Origin of the sequence: Microcoleus sp. B4-C1 (genome assembly GCF_036705285.1) — a bacterium.
GTDB lineage: Bacteria > Cyanobacteriota > Cyanobacteriia > Cyanobacteriales > Microcoleaceae > Microcoleus.
Map to the genome: position 1 here is coordinate 55,147 of NZ_JAUBUC010000027.1, position 21,086 is coordinate 76,232.

Genomic DNA, 21,086 nt, shown 5'->3' on the forward strand with positions numbered 1-21,086 from the left:
CGCATTCCCCACCTAGAATCATTGATATGAGTAGGGGAATGGGAAAGCAAAAAAACAGATACCTCAACCTTTGAGGGTATAATTTCAGAGATAGATTTGGTACTGTAAAAACCTTAAGGGTGGAGACATCTACCGTATGTCTATCATTATATTTCCGGGTACACGATCGACTAACAACTAATTTATTGAATTAGTAAATAGATATTATTCTTGCTTAGTCTTTCTATAGTGTACGAGGGCAAAAGCCCCGACGACACACTGAGGACGCCAGTTATCCCGGAAGCGTCTGATCGAGGTTTTTTAAGGTTTTTGGCGAAAGAATCCTCATCTCCAATCAAAGATTGAGATGGGGTGCGTTCAACCGCTAGTTAGGTCTCGTGGAATCCCTATGAGTAGCACTTCAGAAAAGTCATCTACATCTTCATCTTTACTGTCAGCTCAGACCCTAGTGATTGTGGGCATTGTCTGGGCTGTCATGGCGCTGCTGTTCTTTTTGCTGTTCAGCGTCCCCCTCTCAGCAGAAGAGGGTTTACCTCTGTGGTACTCGATCGGCACTTATATTTTTGAATGCGGGGCATACCTGGGAGCTGCATTAGTTTGTTTTAGAAACTGGCAAAGCCCGCACATGGTCAGCGGGCGCAACGTCTGGCTGGGCATTGGTCTGGGGATGCTGTTCTATTTTATCGGCGGTGTGCTATTTGGAATTTGGGAACTGTATTTCGAGGCCGACCCGGACGTGTCCCCCGCAGATGCCTTTTATCTGGGCAGCTATGTGGTACTGATTGGGGGCATGGTGATCGCTGTGACTTCCAAACGGCTGAATCTAGAAATTTGGCAGTGGGCTTTGTTAGCGGGAATTGCAGCCTTCGGGATTGCTGTAGCTATCTGGGTTGCTGCACCTGAGTCTTGGAGGCTACAGCTAGGAATGTCTCCAGCAGCTACCCAGGAAGTAGTGACAGGCTCTGCGCCAGCGCCAGGAGCAAAAGGGGCTGGTTTAGAAAATTCGTCCAACTCAATGGTAAAAGGAACAGCCGCGACTGCTGCTAAATCCGCACCCGAAGAAGAAGAAGAAGAAGAAGAAGAAGAAGCAGCAGAACAAAGTAAAACTCCCGCATGGGTAATAGCACTTGACAAGCAACTGTCGCCTTACGCCTATGCAATCAATTTGTTTTACATCGTTGGAGACGTTTTTCTGCTGATTATTGCTACTGCATTGCTGCTGGCGTTTTGGGGAGGACGTTTTTCTCAATCTTGGAGAATGATTGCGGCTGCAACTTTTTCGCTTTACATCGCAGATATGTACTTTAAATGGCGGGATACTCAGGCTGAGGGTAGTTATCAAAGCGGAAGTTTGCTGGAAGTCTTTTTTGTTTTCAGCGCCATCCTGTTCGGAATTGGAGCTATCTTGGAACATGACATCTCAACCCGTTCTCGCCAGAGCAGGCGCAGTCGTCGCGCAGCCTAGCGATTTGAGATTGGGGTTGCTTTGGCAAGCGATGGGGACGCGAAAGCTTTTTTGCCATTGTCAGCATCTCTGAGCTTGAAATCGAAAAGGAAAAATCACAGTTCGCTGACTGCTCGCCTGCGTCTTTTCACGTCTTTTTGCTGGAAAACTTGGCATGACGCCTACAAAACTCTCCGATTCAGACAAACGCGAACTCATCAGGCTGTACCGACAGTCCAACGAGAATACTATCACTCTGGCAAAGCGCTACGGAGTGAGCAGTTCGACTGTGAGGCGCATCATTCAGGGGGCTTTGTCGGAGCCGGAATACGAATTTCTAGTGCAGCAAAAACAAAAGCGTTTGTCCGATCATCGCACAAGTGTTTCTGAACCGACAGAGGCGACTACTGAGTCATCGGCAGATGGCGAAATCGATCCTGTAGCTGTTCCCCTGTCGGAGTCAGCCCCCCTCCAGCAGTCAGCCTCAAATTCGAGACCGACGATCAGAAAGCGTTCTGAATCAGTCCCTGAACCAGTTGCAGAATTGGATGTTTCTGATGTGCCAGATGTCCCAGCAGCCAATTTTGCCGATCGCAGCCACCACCCTGTTGTGACTGGTGAACTAAAGGCAATGCTGCCAGCAGAAGGGCTGCTGGCAGGTGAAGATTTTAGCGATTTCGAGGAAGATGACGAGGATGAGGATGAGGATGAGGATGAAGACGATTTAGATGACGACTTCGACGAAGATTTAGAGGATGAAGACTCTCTATTTGAAGGCAGCCTGCTGGGTTCAATATCGTCAGGGGAGTCGATCCTCTTCGAGGGCTTCGCTAACGAGCTTAGGGGTACAGGGCTGATTGAAGTTTTGCCTTTAAGCGAAGCATCTCTGCCCAAAATTTGTTATTTGGTGGTCGATCGGGCGGCAGAGTTAATCACCAGGCCTCTAAAAGCTTTTGGCGAACTGGGTCAAATTCCGGCGGCGGAAATTCGCGAGAAAACCCTGGCAGTGTTTGACAATCACCGAGTGGCCCGCCGATTTGCTACTCGCAATCAAAGGGTTTTCAAGATTCCTGACAGCAGTATTCTGCAAAAAGCAGCGCCTTATTTGCGAGCTAAGGGAATTACTCGGTTGCTGATTGACGGTCAGGTATATTCCCTGTAAGGGATCAAATATATTTAATATTGTACGGTGTCAGATTCTTCTGGAGTGGCCGGAAATTTAGGACGCGAGTTTTGGGAATCTGAAAGGTTCCACAGCGGTTGCAGTAGCGCACCTCCGATCACTCCTGCACTCAGGCTCATTGCCAATACTACTCCTACGGGCATTTGTATCGATTGAAAAAAGATAAAGTTTAAGGATACTGGCGCGGCGTTTTGCACTGAGATAATGCCGATCGCGCTGACTAAAATTGCTACTAAAAAACTAATGGCGAGCAGAGGAATTGTTTTCATAAACCGGTTGACAGGCTAGTAATTTAACTTGTATAATTGTTTTATAATCGGAATATGTGTGAAAATTTTATTTTTGCAAACACCCCATTATTTAATAATATACAATTTTATCTGGATAAAAGTCAAGTAGATTCGGAAAAAATTTAGGAATTTTTTAAATTAATTAAAAATTTAACAAACATAAATAAATTTACACTTCCCAAACTTTAACCTGAAGTTCCCCCAGTAGGGGGAATGTTCAAATCTCACAAACCCTTGCACTACAAGGAACGATCGCCTTTTTACCCCCAAGCGTGTACCCATGTAATTTAAGGATTTCTTTAGACTATTTAGTCAGCGCTCGCGGTATAATTGTAGTCATGTATATCGAACGTGTTCCAAACAGAAATTCTCCGCCGGCCGTATTACTTCGCGAGTCCTACCGCGAAGGTTCAAAAGTACGGAAACGCACTCTGGCAAACTTGTCTAAATTGCCCGACCATGCCATAGATGGACTGCAAGCCTTGTTAAAAGGTGGCGTAACGATCGCTTCTTTGCCTGATTCTTTTAAAATCACCCGTTCGCGCCTACACGGCCACGTAGCAGCAGTATTGGGCTGCCTGAAAAACACTGGCTTACACAACTTAATTAGTTCCGAAAATAGTCGCAACAGAAGATTGGTATTGGCGATGATAATTGCCAGAATTATCGACCCGCGCTCGAAACTCGCCACCGCGAGAGGATTCAACGAAGAAACTTGTTTTTCGAGTATTGGCAAAATATACGGCATTGAGGGTGCCGATGAAGATGAACTATATTTGGCAATGGATTGGCTCTTATCCAGACAAGAATCGATCGAAAATAATTTGGCCTCTCTTCATCTGGCATCATCAACATTGGTACTGTATGATGTATCGAGCAGCTATTTTGAGGGCAAAACTTGCCCCCTAGCCCGGTACGGTTACAATCGGGATGGCAAAAGAGGTAAATTGCAAATCGTATTCGGATTAATGTGCGATGCTTCTGGCTGTCCGATCGCGATCGAAGTATTTGAAGGCAATACTGCTGACCCGACAACGCTCACCAATCAAATTACCAAACTCAAAGAAAGATTTGGGATTGCTAAAATAATTTGGGTGGGCGATCGAGGTATTATCTCTTCAACTACAATTCAACAACATTTTCAAGCTAACGATCGCGCTTTCGATTGGATTAGCGCGCTGCGTTCGGTACAAATCCGCACCCTCGTCGAGCAAGAATCGATTCAACTCTCTTTATTTGATGAAAAAAATATCGCTGAAATATCGTCATCTGAGTATCCGGGAGAACGCTTAATCGCCTGTCGCAATCCGATGCTGGCAGCAGAACGAGCCAAAACCAGAGAGGAATTGTTGCAAGCCACCGAAAAAGAATTAGCCAAAATCGCTGCTGCGACAACTAGAGAGAAGCGACGTTTAAAAGGGGCATCAAATATTGCTCTCAAAGTGGGAAAAGTGGTGAATCGTTACAAAGTTGCCAAGCATTTCAAACTTGATTTTCAAGAGAACAGCTTCTGCTACGAAAGAAACACGCAAAGTATTGAAAACGAAGCAGCTCTTGACGGTTTGTACGTGATTCGGACTTCAGTCGAGTCAGAAGTTTTATCGCCAACAGAAACGGTGAGAGCTTATAAAAGCCTGTCCCAAGTAGAACAAGCTTTTCGGAGTTTTAAGACTGTCGATTTAAAGGTGCGACCGATTTACCACCGCCTGGGCGATCGAGTTAAGGCTCACGTATTTTTATGTATGTTAGCCTATTATGTAGAATGGCAAATGCGTTCTCTGTTGGCTCCGATGCTATTTGATGAGGACGATTGGGAATCGGCTCACCAACAGCAAGAATCAGTGGTGAAAGCCGCCAAGAGCGATCGCACTCGTGCCAAGGCGAGAACCAAGCGAACTGCCGATAATTTGCCAGTACATAGCTTCCAAACAATACTCGCAGATTTGGGTACGATCGCCCACAATGAAATTCTGGCAACTATGGAGGGTGCTAGTTGGGTTTTCGATAAGATTACTCAACCAACAATTGTGCAACAAAAAGCTTTGGATTTACTCGGCGTTTCTCTGATTTGTACCCAGTAAAACCGGAGTCAAAATCCTCCAAAGGTTTGCCCTACATACTCCCACGCCTTTTGTCAATGGGGGAACTTCAGTTTAACAAATCCCAGTGTATTGCAAATATATAACTGGCCCAGCAGTATCGATGATTAATGTTCAGAGGCTTTGCCAGAGTTATCAAAAATACGTAAGGTGCGCTTCGGCGCACCTCACAATCCCAAGCACTAGGGGAAAAACCCCCGTTGGAATAGGTAGAAAGTTAAACAGGTTCTAACTGGGCAATTACCTTTTCCATGTGTTGGGCAACTTGGCTTTCTTTTTCCACAGAATTGGTTTCCATGTAAACGCGCATCAAGGGTTCAGTTCCCGAAGGCCGTAGCAGTACCCAGCCACCGTCTTCAAGATAAAGTTTAATCCCGTCTTTGCGGCCGATTTCCTTAACGCGGATACCTGCTACTTCTGTGGGGGGATTCTTGGTAAAAGATTCCAAAACGGCTGCTTTGTGGGCTTCTTCTAGGTGCAAGTCCAAACGTTTGTTGTACAGGGGGCCGTTGGCTTCTTTAATGGCTTCTTCGACTAGCTGAGAAAGCGGTTTGCCTTCATAGGCGATCGCCTCAGCAACTAGCATATCAGCCAAAATCCCGTCTTTTTCGGGAATGTGACCCAAAACGCTCAAACCGCCAGATTCTTCGCCACCGATGAGCACCGCAGTTTCCCGCATTTTTTCGCCGATGTATTTAAAACCGACTGCGGTTTCGTAGATTGTTAAACCATACTTGGCGGCCAAATTGTCCAGCAAGTGGGTAGTTGCGACTGTACGGACGATCGCCCCAGTCAAGCCTTTATTCTTCACCAAGTGACGCGCCAGCAGCAACAGCACAGTATTTGGAGTCAAGACATTTCCCAACTCGTCAACAATACCAAAACGATCGCTGTCGCCATCGGTAGCCAAACCCAAATCCGCCGAATCCTTCTTAACAGCTTCCACCAACTCGACTAACTGTTCCCCCTTGGGTTCGGGCATTCCGCCGCCAAACAGCACGTCGCGGTAGGTATGAAAACTTTCGACATCGCAGCCGCAGTGTTCCAAAACGCCGTCGAGATAGCCGCGAGAAGTCGAGTAGAGAGCGTCGTACTTCACCTTCAACTTAGCAGAGCGAATCCGCTCCACATCGATCAAAGTATAAAGAAACTTCAGATATTCGGGTTTCGGGTCAAAACTGGAGATTTTATCGTTGTGGCTGCCTTTGGCTGGGGCATCAGAAGCACCAGCAATATTTGCCACAATTGTATCAGTAATTTCCGGGGTAGCCGGGCCCGCGTAGTCGGGGATGTATTTGATGCCGCAGTAAGGTGCGGGATTGTGCGAAGCCGTGAACATCAGGGCCCCTGCGGAGTTGAGATGCTTGGCGCTGTAGGCGATGACTGGTGTGGGGCAATCTCGATCGACCACTTTCACTGTCCATCCCAAATCTGCCAATACTTCCGCCGAAGTGCGGGCGAACTCGTCTGCCAGAAAGCGGGTATCGTAGGAGACTAGAACTGGGCGGTCTTTTGTGTAAGCGGTTTCTAGGTAACTGGCGATCGCCCGGGTGACTTTTCGCACGTTGGCAAAAGTAAAGTCATGGGCAATCAGTCCTCGCCACCCATCGGTTCCGAACTTAATTTCTGTTGAATTGCTGCTAGCGCTCATTTTTTCCACTTCCTCTCGTCCTACTAATCCTACCCGAAGCCATAGCCTTAAAGACATACCGGCCGTGCTGTTTGTGAGGATCGATCGCCCGTGGGGCCCGCATCAACCTAATCCTCTCGTTGTCGGGACAGGCTTGGGCCTCCGACAGAGGACTCGAACCCGCCGGATTTGGCAAAATGTGCCCGCTACCGGGCGAGTCATTCGCTAATTCTGGTTTTGAAGGGTAGGTGGTCGATCGAATGGACGACGATCAATTGCGGGCGATTCCCTACGGGATAGCTTCGCTTCACGGGGAAGCTAAGGATCGCGAATTAAATAATTTACACTCTTGAAAGTGGGTTGGGCACTCTTAGCCCGCCCTTTCTGGACGGGCTATAAGAGCCCATCCCACAAGAACCCTCACGCATTCTAAGTTATTTAATTCTCATTCCTAAACAACGGATCACAAAAAACTGCCCTGGCAATGGCATTAACTAAATGCACATAAATCTGATTCTCATCTCAAATTTAATTTTTTATTTAGAAAAGCCGATTGTTAAAATTGTCAGGGTTTCATAACAATCGTCAGGCTCACAATACATTTCTAATTCAGCTATAGAAATAAATTAACCAAAGTCACCCTTAGAGCGTGCTGTAGCTTAGCTTATTTAATAGATTAGGGCGATCGACCAAAGCGCTCCAAAACCAACATCAAGTATTTCAAGCAGCAGTTTTTTTGAGGTAGACTTGACTTTAATTATCCGATTTTAAGACAAATTAAATTTATTTGCAGCCCTCTTTATAGGTCAAAAAAATCACTTAGGATCGCGATCACAGGGTGATGGTGATCGATCACACAATAAATAACGTTATTAACGTGCAACTTATAAAAGATGCAGGCAGTCGAGCCAAATGGCTTATAGCTTTAAGCGTAATGGCTGATGACGGTCAGCGTACAAATGCAGAAAATTGTAGTTAACAACGTTAAAAATTAGGGGAATCGATCGGGTGCGACTTAATAAAAAAACGAGGTTTATCATGACGGGTATTTCACAAATATCTTCAAAATCTTTACCAGCAGCCGACCAATTTCAACAGGGCGCAAGTCAGGCGTCCCAATGTATTACCGAACTGGACATTGACCAACTCCCAAAAGCTAAATGTGTCAGCGTTTCTTCCTTCGCAGTTAGCTGGGCAAAAAAATATTACAGTACAGTGGCGACAAGAGAGAACCAAGCGCCACGCCAAATTCTCCCAAGCCTAGATTTAACTAATTTTGAGGGCAATAGAGCCCCCATAGTTGACAAATTGACAGATACCCTGAAATTAGCCAGCGAGATAGCTTGGAGTAGAGTAGAAGCTCTTTTAGAGACACAAATAGAGCGACACGCGATCGATCCAAGTTTAATTAATTCTTTAGAAATTGCCGCCGATTCTCGCACCTTATATCGGAAAGCAATAGACGCTTATGCGGATAGAGAACCTGTTTTCCGCTTGTCAGTGCTGGTGGGAAAAGATATTATCAAAGTGAGGCGAAAATACTCAAAGACAGATCCGTTAGTGCTGGGATTTGTGACAATGGAGTTTCAATACACTAGCAAAATCTTGTTAGGATGTCTTTCGGAATCAGAGAGAGCGGAATTTGCGCCCTACTTAAAAGTTGTAGACGACTATCTGCACATTCCCTACGGAGAGATTAACGAGGCGGCGGCGAATCAGCCCCCGAATTCAAGAGCTCTATTAGCCGTTCAGCATTTGTTGCAGCACACGACTCAGATTGCTAGTGCAGTGTACGATCGAGCTAGTGCCCAGCATCAAGGATACCGCAGCAGCAGCGGGTATTTGAGCGATCGCGAGGTAAAAATTTCTGGTATCCGAGATGTCGAGATTTTTCAAAGCTATTTGTGCTGGTGCGTTTTGGAAGGTAGCATTCACCCGGTACAGCAAGAATTGTTTCCAATTTGCGTGATGTTGTACCCCAAACTTCATGTAAGTTGGGAGTTAGTGCAGGATATGCTGCTGATTTTGTTTTGGGAAATATGCGAGCGGCTTCCTGCTGAAGATTTAACGGTATTTGTACCTTACTTGCGTACTTTGACAGAGCTGTTTTCCAGGGATGTGTTTGATAATTAGATAATTGGGAATTGGGAATTGGGAATTGGGAATTGGGAATTGGGAATTGGGAATTGGGAATTGGGAATTGCCTCAACATTTACCAGTTGCCTATTTAAAACTAAAAGCTGCGACTGCCAAACATCCCCAACCAACAATAAAAGCAACTCCCCCCAGCGGCGTAATTGCACCCAGCCATTTGATGTCGCTCAAACTCAGGGCGTACAAACTGCCTGAAAAGATGATTGTGCCGGCAATAAAAGCCCATCCAGCAACTGCAAAAAATGTTTGAGACTCTTGGGCGCGGCTCAAGAGTAAAGCGACGAGTAATAGAGCCAGGGCATGGTACATTTGATATCGGGCGCCGGTCTCAAAAATGGTTAAAGCTCGATCGCTCAATTGATTTTTCAAAGCGTGGGAGGCGAAAGCACCGCCTGCAACGGATAAACCTCCGAATACCGCTGCGACTGCTATAAAAATACGAACTAAAATTAGCGTTGACATAATATTTATTGAATTGGGAAGAAGGAAGTTCGGCAACGGATTATGTAACGGATGTAACGGATGTAACGGATGTCAGGAAGAGGTCAGAAGGAAGGAGGAAGAAGGAAGAGGGAAAAACATCTAATTGTTGATATCGAAGGTGCGCGGTGCGTGCCTTACTTGTCATTGCGAGCCGCCGCGAAGCAATCGCAGAGTATGGAGGTTCACTTGCGTAACTTTGGTAAGGGAAGGTGCGCTAGGCGCACCCTAGGCTGATGAGAAATTAGCTTTTTTGCAAATATTTTTAACCTATTTCCGCACAGCTTCTAGCAAGCGAGAATAGTAAAAGCTAGTGCTAGTCATCGCTGTTCTGTTAATCACAAAACCATTGTTTTCTAGGATTTTGATAATATCAGCTTCGCGGTGCTGGTAAGCCCGGGTAGTTTTGCTGGGGCCTGGGAAAAGTTCACCAATTTTTTTGAGGGCGGTGAGTGCTAAAGTTTTGGGTGCAAAACTAAGAATTAGTCGCGATTCGGCGATCGAACTTAGGTGTGCGATCATTTCCGCAGCCTTATTTTGAGGATAGTGGATGAGCACGTCCAAACATATCACCGTGTGAAATTTGCCGGTTAAAGCTTCCAAATCTTGGGCGGCGAAGGAGATGTTGTAGAGCTTGCCGGGAACTGCTGTCGATCGATCGTAAGCTTCTGCTACCATCTTTTCAGAGATATCGCTAGCACAAACAATTGCCCCAGCTTCAGCCAGGGGAATGCTCAGAGAGCCTACACCGCAGCCGGCATCGCAGACACAAAGCCCGGGCAAATTGCCGTCAGCTTGCAGCCATTTGATGACTGTATCCACCGTTTGCTGATGCCCGGTGCGGATGTCTAGCTGAACTTTATTGACTTTGCCCTCGCCGTAAATTCGCTGCCAGCGATCGAATCCCGTCGAGTTAAAATACTGTCTAACTATAGTCTTGTCGTCTACCAAATTCATCGATCTGCCTGCTGCTGATTTATTGCCAACGGTTAGATATTATATAGCAATCCGGTTCAGAAAATGTGCAACTTGCAACAACCGATTTTAGATGGGCGATTTGAGATTTTAGATGCAAACGGCACATCTAAAATCTCAAATGTATCTGGTAATACCAGTTCGCCGATTCCCCCTTTTTCAATTCTTTAATCTAAAATGGTATAACAGGTTAAAAGAGTCGATGCCAAGTCAATTCCTTTGTCGTCGCATTTAAATTCCAGCGCAACAATTGAGTTGCATATTTGCCAATAATTCCCGAAATTCCGATCGCCCTTCTGGGAGATTCAGTTGCCAGGGCGATCGCACTTTCGGCATCGCAAATTCCCCACTCCACTAAATTCTGCACTCCCGCCAACAGCGGCAGAGTTGTACCTGCCAAAGTAGCAGATTCCAGGACTGAGTGGTAATCTAATCTTACCCAAGCTGTACCTTTTCTGACTTCAATTTGTCGGGAATCCCAAGGATAAACACCATCTGGCAAGCCCAAAGGAGCTAAAGCATCGCTCACCAAAAAAACGCCTTTTTCATACCTACCAGCGCGCAGCAAAAAATCAATCATTGTCGGAGAAACGTGCTTCCCGTCAGCAATTAAACCGCATTTTACCCCCGGATAAACAATCGCCGCTCCCAACAAACCCGGTTCTCTGTGGTGCAAACTAGGCATCGCATTAAAAGCGTGAGTTACCATTGAAGCTCCCCGATCAAATGCTTGCTGTGCTTGCTCTGCCGTCGCTTGGGAGTGTCCAAGACTGACGGAAATTCCCAAACTTTGCAAATAGGAAATGACTTCGCCAGTGCTGTCTAACTCCGGTGCTAAAGTAATTATTTTGACAATATCGGCACAATCTCCTAAAACTTGCTTGACATTTTCTATAGTTAGCGGTAACAAAAACTCAACTGGGTGAGCTCCTCGCTTCTGGGGGTTGAGAAAAGGGCCTTCGAGGTGAACGCCGATAATTTCCGCTGTTTTGGCTTTATTGGTTGTGGCAACAGTAGTTTGTACAGTGCGGATATAATCAGCTATAGTCGAGAGCGATCGCCTAAACTTATCCACCGAAGTTGTCACCAATGTCGGCAAAAAAGCATCGACTCCCTGATTCCACAAAAATTGACAAATTTTCGGCAAAATTTCAATATGCTCGATTTCTAAATCGGGAAAAGCAAAACCGAGCGCCCCGTTAATCTGCAAGTCAACACCGCCCAGAGAAATCCAATCGCCTGCTACATCAACGACTTGCAAATGGGGAGGACAAATCCGTTTAAATACGGCGTCCATCGGCAAAACTTCTTGAATGATTCCCGTTTCGTCAACAGCAAGCATCTGCAAATCCTTGCAGCCGGGGAGGCGAGCATTGAGAATATCTGTGGGGGTGGCAGTTGGGGTTGTGGCTTCAGTCATCCGATTTTAGATTTTAGATTTTAGATTTTAGATTTAATATTCGCTACGGATAAATCCGGTGGCTGGTGAGGAGGGGGAGCTTTTTGCTTTTTGCTGGCTGCAGGGCTGCTCAGACGGGGGCTGGTGGCAAAATTGCTTTTAAGGGTCAGTTTTGGTACAAAATATCTAAATTTGAGTTAACGCAATCATTTAAAATTAGCATTTATCTGAAATCTGAAATCTGAAAATTGCATGAATCAAGCGACAGTTGGAATTATTATGGGTAGCGATTCGGATTTGCCAACCATGAAAGATGCGATCTCCGTTTGCGAAGAATTCAGTGTTGCTTGCTCCGTGGCGATCGTCTCGGCGCACCGCACCCCTGAGCGCATGGTGGAATACGCCCAAACCGCGCACCAACGAGGCTTGAAAGTCATTATCGCAGGTGCCGGGGGAGCGGCGCACCTCCCAGGTATGGTAGCATCTTTAACCCCCTTGCCAGTGATTGGCGTGCCCGTACCGAGCCGCCACCTGCAAGGGGTAGATTCGCTGTACTCGATCGTGCAAATGCCAGCCGGAATACCCGTAGCAACAGTGGGGATCGGCAACGCCAAGAATGCTGGCTTGCTGGCAGTTCAGATACTGGCAGCTCATCAGCCAGAATTGCTAGAGCGAGTTTTGCATTACCGCAAAACTTTGTCCGAATCTGTACTGAAAAAACAAAATCAACTAGAAGAGCTAGGCTATCATAACTATCTCAATCTCAACAAATAATCCAATAAACTTTTGTAGTAAGATTGGAAAGTTTTCCGAATATTGCTGAGCTTAGTAGCCGTAAAGAGGGTAAAAGTGATTAAAATGACTGTCGGAAAGAAAAAGTCGAAAAAAGTCAGGCGGGAGACTTTAAATTTGCCAGCAGCTAAATTTTTTACGAAAGTCAACAGGTTGAACAAGTTACCACGGGCGATCGCCCGCCTCACTCCAAGTTGGCAAGCCTGCATACCTTTAGCTGCAATCATCTTCTTGGTGTGGGGATATGCGGCGGTAGCCCAAACCCCTGCCACGCCAACCACCGAGGAACAATTAGCAAGCCTTAAGGTGGGGCTGGATACGATGTGGGTCATGGTGGCGGGGATGCTCGTGTTCTTTATGAACGCCGGTTTCGGTATGTTGGAAACCGGTTTTTGCCGTCAGAAAAATGCGGTTAACGTGCTGTCCAAAAACTTGATTGTTTTTGCGCTTTCTACGATCGCCTATTGGGCGATCGGCTTTGCCTTAATGTTCAGCAACGGCAACGAGTTTATCGGCAGCAGCGGATTTTTTCTGTGGAATGTAGCCGACAACAGCCCCGCCACAGGAGACGCTTATCAAGGCATTTTCGAGTCGCTTAACTGGACGGGAGTCCCCCTCAACGCTAAATTCTTTTTCCAATTAGTTTTTGCGGGAACTGCTGCGACGATCGTTTCTGGAGCCGTTGCAGAGCGAATTAAATTCCTTGAATTCTTAATTTTCAGCTTGCTGCTAGTAGGAATTGCTTACCCAATTACCGGACACTGGATTTGGGGCGGAGGCTGGCTGGCAGACGCAGGCTTCTGGGATTTTGCCGGTTCGACAGTGGTTCACTCCGTAGGCGGTTGGGCGGCTTTGATGGGAGCGGCATTTTTGGGGCCGCGGCTCGGCAAGTACCGCGACGGCGATACTGTGGCGATGCCGGGACACAATATGAGCATTGCCACCCTGGGCTGTTTGATTTTGTGGTTGGGTTGGTTCGGGTTTAATCCCGGTTCGACAATGGCACTCGATCCAAATGCGATCGCCCACATTGCGATCACCACCAACACTGCCGGTGCCTTCGGGGGAGTTGCTGCAACCATTACGGCTTGGCTGTACCTTGGCAAACCCGACCTTTCGATGATTATCAACGGCATCCTCGCCGGCTTAGTCGGCGTAACAGCTAGCTGCGCTTGGATCAACGTGCCCAACTCTGCCATAATCGGCATAATCGCCGGCATCCTGGTAGTTTTCGCAGTAACTTTCTTCGACAACTTGAAAATTGACGACCCTGTAGGCGCAACTTCAGTTCACTTAGTCTGTGGAATCTGGGGAACTCTGGCAGTTGGGCTGTTTGCTGACGGGCCTACAACTGGACTTTATACCGCAGGCCCTGCAGCCGGATTGCTTGTGGGCGGAGGTTTTGGTCAACTCTGGGCGCAGTTGGTCGGCATTATCTCTGTAGGCGGGATGACCGTGCTGCTGAGTACGATTTTTTGGCTGGCACTCAAAGCTTTGCTGGGTATCCGCGTTTCGGCTTTAGAGGAGGCTGAAGGTTTGGATATCGGCGAACACGGGATGGAAGCTTACACTGGGTTTGTGAAGGAAACGAGCTTGGATAACAGAAGTGAGACCAGCTACGGCGGTTATGGTGGGGGTTCTGGGGGGAAGACTAACAAACTGTAGAGCGTGCGAAGAGATCGACCAATTCAGCTTTCGTGTCGTAGATTAGCTATTTATCAGCTAATCCACCTCTTTATTCAGAAAAACCCGAATCTGAAATACCCGCCAACTTATGGCTGTCTATCGTTGTGCTCGCGTTTCAATCTTCGATACGAACGCGGGCATATTTTTATTGTTAGCTTACTTTTAATGGCGTACATATAGCAGTTTTCGATTGCATGAGTCGGCGCCGATCATTGTTAATTGGTAATGGGGAAATGGGAATTGAGAATCTGTAACTAACGAACTTTGCAAACTGGTGTATTGATTAGAGTTTACCGGCAATTGCTTTAAGTTCTTCAACGACGCGCTTGTTCTTGGGATTCCTGGTGCCATCAAGGCGGGCGGAGACAACAGTGATTATTTCTAGTATATCTTTAGCTAAATCCTCGTCACAGCTAGTATTTTCGGTTTGATTTATAATCACTACCTCTGTCCCAAAGTGTTCGCACAAATTAAAAATTAGTTCAGAACCAAATCTCAGCAGTCTGTCTTTGTGAGTTAATACCAACCTTTCTACTTGATTATCTGCGATCGCCCGAATTAGATGTTGTAAACCCCGCTTACTGTAATTAACCCCAGAACCTACATCCTCAATGATTTGGAATTGCCACCCCTGAGATGCACAAAACAATTCCAAAACTTGTTTTTGTCTGTCTAAATCATCTTTTTGGTTGTGACTGCTAACCCGAGCGTAAGCAATGGTTAAAGCGCCGTTGGGTTTTAAGCCAAGAAGATGAGCTAGGTCATAGCGTCTGTGACCGTTAGCGGTGCGTTCTGGTATTAGCTTGCCTTCGGCTTCCCATCTTCGCAAGGTGGAAGCGCTCACACCTTTAAGTTTGGCTGCTTCAGTTATAGTTAATTTTTTCATTTTTGGATTTTAGCATCAGAAATGAGTAATTTCGGTGAGTTTTAGATAGATTTTTGTTGAGGTCTGCTGATTGGACAAATCCGATTCCGGTGCCAGAAAGTTTGGTAGGCAGATTTTTTATGGTAAAGTAGTGCGAAAAAGCAAAGTTCTGCATCGCCGCCCTTGCCCAATACAGCACAGTGCTTGATTCTTACAAGAATTGAGGCTTTAATTGAGCGGTAAAATTTGATGCAGCAATCAGTGCAAATTATTCGGTGTGAGGCCTGCAAATAGCTTGAGTTTATGGAGAAGTTCGGAGGAGGTAGCAGAAGTAGAACTCATAAATCCCTCTTAGGGATGGAAGTTAGCCGATCGAAAACTGTTCCGGTTTGGGCTTTGCTATCTTTGGTGACGAACGGGGTACTGATACTTACAGTCGCTCAACTACTGCTGCAGGGAAACAACTTGACAGAAAGGTTCCAGGCGAATGATGCGGTGACGGCAGAAGCGGCCCAGGAACAAATTGGCCAACCGGCGATCTCTACAAAGGCAGTGCTAGACGTGCCCGTTCCCGGGCCGCGACATAAATGGACTTACCAGCAGTGGGTGACGCAGTTGGGTCGCGAAGCTGAGGCGGTGGCGGCGAATCGACCCTCAAGATTGAGTGTTTTGGCTGGGGATTCTCTCAGTATGTGGTTTCCGACCAAGCTGTTACCAGTCGATCGAATTTGGCTGAATCAAGGGATTTCGGGGGAGACTTCCCTGGGTTTGCTGAAGCGGTTGCAGTTGTTCGATCGCACTGCGCCGGATACAGTGTTTGTGATGATTGGGATTAACGATTTGTTGCGGGGGGCGAGCGACGAAGGGATTTTGGACAACCAGCGGCAGATTATTCGCGATTTGCGGTGGGCGCACCCCAAAGCACAAGTTGTGGTGCAGTCGATTTTGCCCCACAGCGGGGAACAAGCTACTTGGGAAAATCGCGATCGGCTGTTGGCGATTCCTAACAGTCGGATTCGGGCAATAAATCGACGGCTGAAAGAAATTGCTAGTTCGGAAAATGTTTTGTATCTGGATTTGCACCCACTGTTTGCGGATGCAGACGGCAATTTGCCAACTGAACTCAGCACAGACGGCTTGCACCTTAACGATCAAGGTTATCTGGTTTGGCGATCGGCCCTACAACTATTCGATCAGATGCAGTTGAAAAATGAGTCATGAGTCAATCGACTTTAGATTTTAGATTTTAGATTTTAGATTAAAGAATTGAAGCATTGACCCCACGGATAAATTCGGGGGGAAGGATAAAGTAACATTCTCCCTAACTCTCCCCCTCTACTCCTCCCACTCTCCCCAATTCAAAACTCCCGCCTTCTCCTCGACACCCCCTCTCCGATTACTCTGTTGTCACTGGCTATGTCAAGTAGCGACTGATACATTAAGAAATATGATAGTTAGCTATTTAGTATAGGGTGATACAGAATAACTGTTTGTACAAATGGTGGAATCCAAAAGGCACAGACCATTGGATTGATAGTTGACGAATTTAGATGAGTCCGGCTATACGAAGTCGGGAGGTTGAGGATTGGGGAATTATCTATTGAAGATTTGTTCCGCTAAAACACGGACTTAAAACCAAATAACTATTGCATCTAAAATCCTCGCATCTAAAATCGGCTGGGTCTTCCCGGAAAATTGCTGAGTATGAGAAGGTACAACTAACGTGATCAAAAAAAGTTTAACGATCGGCATCATCGCGCTGTGGCTGTTAAGCGTACCGCTAACGGACAATGCCTTAGCTCAAGATGCTGCTGGTACTGCTGCGGTGGTGCCAAATCCGATCGACACCGGCGATACGGCCTGGATGTTGGTGTCATCAGCACTGGTATTGCTGATGACACCAGGGCTGGCGTTTTTCTACGGGGGACTGGTGCGATCGCGCAACGTCCTCAACACCATGATGATGAGCTTAATCATGATGGGACTGATCGGCGTCACATGGACGCTGTGGGGCTACAGTTTGGCCTTTGATGTCACCGCCAGCAACCTAAATCCTAAAGGGTTTGGGCAAGGGATCGAAAGCTTCATCGGCGGCTTCGACTGGATGTTCTTGAACAACGTCACGGCGGACACACCAGATCCGATCGGCTATGCACCGAGAATACCCCACCAAGTCTTCATGGTGTACCAGATGATGTTCGCCATCATAACTCCAGCCTTGATTTCCGGGGCGATCGTCGAACGGGTAACATTTAAAACCTATTTCTGGTTCGTGCTGCTGTGGTCTACCTTTATCTACTCTCCTTTAGCTCACTGGGTTTGGGGTAGAGGCTGGCTGGAGGCGATCGGAGTTTTAGACTTTGCCGGCGGCACAGTCGTGCACATCAGTTGCGGTGTTTCTGCAGTTGTCGCAGCTTGGGTAATCGGGCCCCGCAAAGACCACTTGAAGAAACCCCACACCCCCCACAACGTACCCTACGTCTTGTTGGGAATTGGGATGCTGTGGTTTGGCTGGTTTGGCTTCAACGGCGGTAGCGCTTTGGGAGCTGGTTCTTTAGCAACAGTGGCTTTTGTCACCACCATGATTTCTGCAGCAGTCGGCGGTTTAACTTGGACAATTGTCGAATGGGTGCTCAGAGGCAAACCGACAGCAGTGGGAATTGCTAGCGGTTTCCTCGCGGGATTGGTGGGCATCACACCTGCCGCTGGATTCGTGCTGCCAGTAGGAGCGCTTTTGATCGGATCGATCACTTCGGTTTGTTGCTTCTTTGCCATTAGCTGGCGCGCTAAGCTTGGATTTGATGACTCTTTGGATACCTACCCGCTTCACGGCGTCGGCGGAACTGTGGGCGTGATTCTGACGGGCGTATTTGCCACTAAAGCGGTTAACTTTGCCGGAAATGACGGGCTGTTTGCCGGGAATCCGGGGCAAATCGGCACCCAGTTGATAGGCGTTCTAGCTACTTACGTGTTTGCGGGTGTCGGCACTTTTGTGATCCTGAAAATTTTGGAACAGTTTATGGAACTGCGAGTGCCGTCATCTGCTGAAGACAAAGGTTTGGATATTGACTTGCACGGGGAAGAAGCTTACGGTGAGGATTTTGGCGGCGGTTTCAGTTCGTTTGAATCGAGTTCTCCTTTTGCGCCGAAGAAGATTTGAAGCTGATTATTTGAATAAGTTCGATCGTGTAGAGATGCAGGTATCTGGGTCTCTACGCTTTTTTTTAAGTTTTTTTTAACGAGTCGCGAAGGCGCGTTCATTCTTTCTTGGCTCTCAATTCAATGTGTCGATCGTATAAATAGCATATCCCCTGTCTGCTACTGAGCCAATAAGTCCGATCGCACCCCAGGCATTCTAAAATCAAAGGTAATTAACCTAGATTTCAACTCAATACCACATGGATACTAAAGCTTTTAAACGATCGCTCCAACAGTCGGAAAACTACCACCGCAAGGGTTTCGGACACGAAGCTGAGGTAGCTGGGGTAATGCAGACGGCTTATCAAAGCAGTCTGATCCAGCAAATTCGCGACAATAATTACAGACTGGAACGTGGGGCAGTCACGATCCGGCTAGCTGAGGCTTTTGGCTTTTGCTGGGGGGTGGAACGCGCTGTAGCTATTGCTTACGAGACTCGCCAGCATTTCCCAACCGAACGGATTTGGATTACTAATGAGATTATTCATAATCCGTCTGTCAATCAGCATCTCCGGGAGATGGAAGTTGATTTTATTGCTGTTGAGAACGGGCAGAAAGATTTTTCGGTTGTCGATAGGGGCGATGTGGTAATTTTACCTGCTTTTGGAGCCAGTGTCCAAGAAATGCAGTTGCTTAATGATAATGGCTGCAAGATTGTTGATACTACTTGTCCTTGGGTTTCTAAGGTTTGGAATACTGTTGAAAAGCACAAAAAAAAGGATTACACTTCGATTATTCACGGTCAGTATAAGCATGAGGAAACTGTTGCTACGAGTTCTTTTGCTGATAAGTATTTGATTGTGCTGAATTGGCAAGAAGCTGAATATGTCAGCAATTATATTTTGCATGGGGGCGATCGCGCTGAGTTTCTTACTAAGTTTAGTAAGGCTTATTCTGCTGGTTTTGACCCGGATCTGGATTTAGAAAGGGTGGGAATTGCTAACCAAACTACTATGCTCAAAACTGAGACAGAGAATATTGGCAAGTTGTTTGAAAAAACAATGATGCGGAAGTTCGGGCCGGAGAATTTGAGCGAGCATTTTCTGAGTTTTAATACTATCTGCGATGCGACTCAGGAACGGCAAGATGCTATGTTGAGTTTGGTTGAGGAAAAGTTGGATTTGATGCTGGTGATTGGGGGTTTTAATTCTTCTAATACTACGCATTTACAGGAAATTGCGATCGACAAAACTGTTCCTTCTTTTCACATTGATTGTGCGGAGCGCATTTTACCGGGAAATCGGATCGAACACAAGCCTTTGGGGGGAGATTTGGTCGTAACTGAAGGTTGGCTACCGGATGGTAAAATTGTAGTGGGCGTGACTTCGGGTGCTTCTACGCCTGATAAGGTTGTTGAAGATGCGATCGATCGCATTTTCGCGATGAAAGCGGCTGCGATTGTGTAATTATATTGTTTCGGGTGCGATTCGTTTAGCCGAGTGCGACCTGATAAGGTTGTTTAGTATGGGAAGCCCACTTCCCTAGCGGATTCACACCCGCTACTCCCACGTAAAAAACTTCATTTGAAGTCCGGTCATGCCTCAAGTAAGCAGTCAACAACCCGGCACTGATCGGAGTGTGCGATTCGTTTAACCTAAAGTAAGTTAAAAAGCTTGCGAGACGGTTAGCCCAGTTGATGAGACTGGTGACAACTGGTTACATTTGAAGGTGAACCGCCATGCGGTAACTCCTTCCCTCCAAGTGCAGGAGTGAAAGCATATCCCCTAGTTTACCGGGTGGCAACCAATAGGCTAAAGCGGGGTAGCCCTGTCAAGGTGTTCTTTATTCAGGCATTCTTGGTGAATCTTGAACGGCAACGGTCGCTGGCGACAAGCTTGGCAACCTTACGAATAAACTTAGATCGGCGACTGTTGCCGTTCTCTTCGACTTGCGGGTATCGGTATTGCAAAACTTCGTTAAGCTTATAAGCAGTGGTAAGCGATGATGGTATTATGTAGTCAGGAGGTCAACATGAAACTACCTGACTACGCCAAAGCAATAGGCATAAGTTACACAACCGCGTGGCTAGGCGTGGAAGGCAAACAAACTGCCACATCCGGCACGGCAGACGGAAAGCGGTCTGATTATAGTTGACTACTTGCCACGATCGCCATCAAACCAGGTCAAGAAGAATCGAGTCGCTATTTACAGTCGAGTCTCATCTTCGGAAAACAAAGATAACCTCAACCGTCAATCGGAGAGGTTAACCGAGTACGCCATTGCTAACGGCTATCAAATTGTTAAAAATGTCAAAGAAATTGGCAGCGGATTGAACGACCACCGAAAACAGTTAGAGTCCCTACTGCAACAAGATGATTACGACATTTTATTAGTTGAACACAAAGACCGTTTGGCTCGCTTTGGCACAAATTATCTAGACGTTCTACTACTAAGGTTGGGAGTTAAGTTGGAAATAGTCAACTTAGCAGAAAATGGAAAAGATGAGTTAATGCAAGACTTAGTGGCTATAGTTACTAGCTTTGCTGCTCGACTTTACGGACAGCGACGCGCTAGCAAAAAAACGGAAAAGATAATTGCCGAGTTGAAAGATGGAGGCACTGAATGCAGCTAACAGAAAGGCATATCATCAAATCAACAGAATCTCGTTTCGCTCTTATTGACCAACTAGCTTTCAAATCCAAAAATCTGTACAATGCCGCTAATTATGTCATTCGCCAGAACTTTATTTATGGATGGGGCTATGTCGGTTACAACGAGATGAATCGATTGATGAAGTTTCACGAGGCATATAAGGCTTTGCCCGCCAAAGTAAGTCAGCAAATATTGATGGTGCTAGATAAGAATTGGAAGTCATTTTTTGAAGCCGCTCAAGCCTACAAAGCCGACTCTTCTAAATTCACTGGTCGGCCAAAACTACCAAAGTACAAAGA

At 46.6% G+C, this 21,086-nt stretch carries 17 protein-coding genes and 1 pseudogene; 12 read left to right on the top strand and 6 right to left on the bottom strand.

The annotated features are described in order from the left end of the window. Window positions 1-388 precede the first annotated feature (388 nt). On the top strand, window positions 389-1,465 hold the full coding sequence (locus QUB26_RS13450; protein ID WP_333318397.1) for a hypothetical protein: 1,077 nt from the start codon (window positions 389-391) through the stop codon (window positions 1,463-1,465). Window positions 1,466-1,619: 154 nt separating this feature from the next. Continuing rightward, window positions 1,620-2,606 carry a hypothetical protein gene (locus QUB26_RS13455; RefSeq protein ID WP_333318400.1) on the top strand — a complete coding sequence of 329 codons (987 nt, stop codon included), beginning with the start codon at window positions 1,620-1,622 and terminating at the stop codon, window positions 2,604-2,606. Between the two features lie 14 nt (window positions 2,607-2,620). Here the strand turns inward: QUB26_RS13455 and QUB26_RS13460 are convergent, their stop codons facing one another. Next, entirely contained in the window at window positions 2,621-2,896 is a 276-nt protein-coding gene (locus QUB26_RS13460; protein WP_333318402.1) for a LapA family protein, read from the bottom strand. Between the two features lie 359 nt (window positions 2,897-3,255). Here QUB26_RS13460 and QUB26_RS13465 point away from each other — a divergent pair, with 359 nt between their 5' ends. Beyond that, window positions 3,256-4,998 (top strand): IS1634 family transposase, encoded by a 1,743-nt coding sequence (locus QUB26_RS13465; protein WP_333318404.1) that lies wholly within the window; start codon window positions 3,256-3,258, stop codon window positions 4,996-4,998. Between the two features lie 235 nt (window positions 4,999-5,233). On the opposite strand, the gene QUB26_RS13470 is transcribed toward QUB26_RS13465, so the two are convergent. Continuing rightward, complete coding sequence (locus QUB26_RS13470) at window positions 5,234-6,724, bottom strand: phosphoglucomutase/phosphomannomutase family protein (RefSeq protein WP_445299605.1); 1,491 nt, start codon at window positions 6,722-6,724, stop codon at window positions 5,234-5,236. A 960-nt stretch (window positions 6,725-7,684) separates the two neighbouring features. Here QUB26_RS13470 and QUB26_RS13475 point away from each other — a divergent pair. Beyond that, window positions 7,685-8,779: a hypothetical protein gene (locus QUB26_RS13475; RefSeq protein ID WP_333249857.1), complete on the top strand. Its 1,095-nt coding sequence runs from the start codon at window positions 7,685-7,687 to the stop codon at window positions 8,777-8,779. A gap of 90 nt (window positions 8,780-8,869) precedes the next feature. On the opposite strand, the gene QUB26_RS13480 is transcribed toward QUB26_RS13475, so the two are convergent. From QUB26_RS13480 to nagA, 3 genes are all read right to left on the bottom strand, one after another. Further along, a complete protein-coding gene (locus QUB26_RS13480; protein WP_333211983.1) occupies window positions 8,870-9,262 on the bottom strand; it encodes a DUF423 domain-containing protein in 393 nt (130 codons plus the stop codon). 288 nt (window positions 9,263-9,550) lie between these two features. Continuing rightward, entirely contained in the window at window positions 9,551-10,237 is a 687-nt protein-coding gene (gene bchM, locus QUB26_RS13485) for a magnesium protoporphyrin IX methyltransferase (RefSeq protein ID WP_333055861.1), read from the bottom strand. A gap of 208 nt (window positions 10,238-10,445) precedes the next feature. Further along, the gene (gene nagA, locus QUB26_RS13490; protein ID WP_333238656.1) at window positions 10,446-11,675 is read right to left on the bottom strand and encodes an N-acetylglucosamine-6-phosphate deacetylase; all 1,230 of its coding nucleotides are present in this window, start codon (window positions 11,673-11,675) and stop codon (window positions 10,446-10,448) included. A 231-nt stretch (window positions 11,676-11,906) separates the two neighbouring features. Between nagA and purE the strand changes: the two genes are divergently transcribed. Further along, on the top strand, window positions 11,907-12,428 hold the full coding sequence (gene purE, locus QUB26_RS13495) for a 5-(carboxyamino)imidazole ribonucleotide mutase (protein WP_333055865.1): 522 nt from the start codon (window positions 11,907-11,909) through the stop codon (window positions 12,426-12,428). 84 nt (window positions 12,429-12,512) lie between these two features. Next, window positions 12,513-14,111, top strand: a complete 1,599-nt coding sequence (locus QUB26_RS13500) for an ammonium transporter (RefSeq protein WP_333055867.1) — start codon at window positions 12,513-12,515, stop codon at window positions 14,109-14,111. 304 nt (window positions 14,112-14,415) lie between these two features. On the opposite strand, the gene QUB26_RS13505 is transcribed toward QUB26_RS13500, so the two are convergent. Then, window positions 14,416-15,018 (bottom strand): IS607 family transposase, encoded by a 603-nt coding sequence (locus tag QUB26_RS13505; RefSeq protein ID WP_333233027.1) that lies wholly within the window; start codon window positions 15,016-15,018, stop codon window positions 14,416-14,418. A 282-nt stretch (window positions 15,019-15,300) separates the two neighbouring features. Between QUB26_RS13505 and QUB26_RS13510 the strand changes: the two genes are divergently transcribed. The 6 genes and pseudogenes from QUB26_RS13510 to QUB26_RS13530 all read left to right on the top strand — a co-directional run. Next, the gene (locus QUB26_RS13510; protein WP_333055869.1) at window positions 15,301-16,218 is read left to right on the top strand and encodes an SGNH/GDSL hydrolase family protein; all 918 of its coding nucleotides are present in this window, start codon (window positions 15,301-15,303) and stop codon (window positions 16,216-16,218) included. 502 nt (window positions 16,219-16,720) lie between these two features. Then, window positions 16,721-18,157 carry an ammonium transporter gene (locus QUB26_RS13515; protein WP_333238658.1) on the top strand — a complete coding sequence of 479 codons (1,437 nt, stop codon included), beginning with the start codon at window positions 16,721-16,723 and terminating at the stop codon, window positions 18,155-18,157. Window positions 18,158-18,395: 238 nt separating this feature from the next. Beyond that, a complete protein-coding gene (locus QUB26_RS13520) occupies window positions 18,396-19,601 on the top strand; it encodes a 4-hydroxy-3-methylbut-2-enyl diphosphate reductase (protein WP_333238660.1) in 1,206 nt (401 codons plus the stop codon). Window positions 19,602-20,166: 565 nt separating this feature from the next. Beyond that, complete coding sequence (locus tag QUB26_RS31985; protein WP_333321101.1) at window positions 20,167-20,289, top strand: hypothetical protein; 123 nt, start codon at window positions 20,167-20,169, stop codon at window positions 20,287-20,289. A 4-nt stretch (window positions 20,290-20,293) separates the two neighbouring features. Then, window positions 20,294-20,767: an IS607 family transposase gene (locus QUB26_RS13525; RefSeq protein ID WP_445299606.1), complete on the top strand. Its 474-nt coding sequence runs from the start codon at window positions 20,294-20,296 to the stop codon at window positions 20,765-20,767. Then, window positions 20,758-21,086, top strand: a pseudogene (locus tag QUB26_RS13530) (RNA-guided endonuclease TnpB family protein); the annotation flags it as partial. The gene QUB26_RS13525 and the pseudogene QUB26_RS13530, both read left to right, overlap by 10 nt.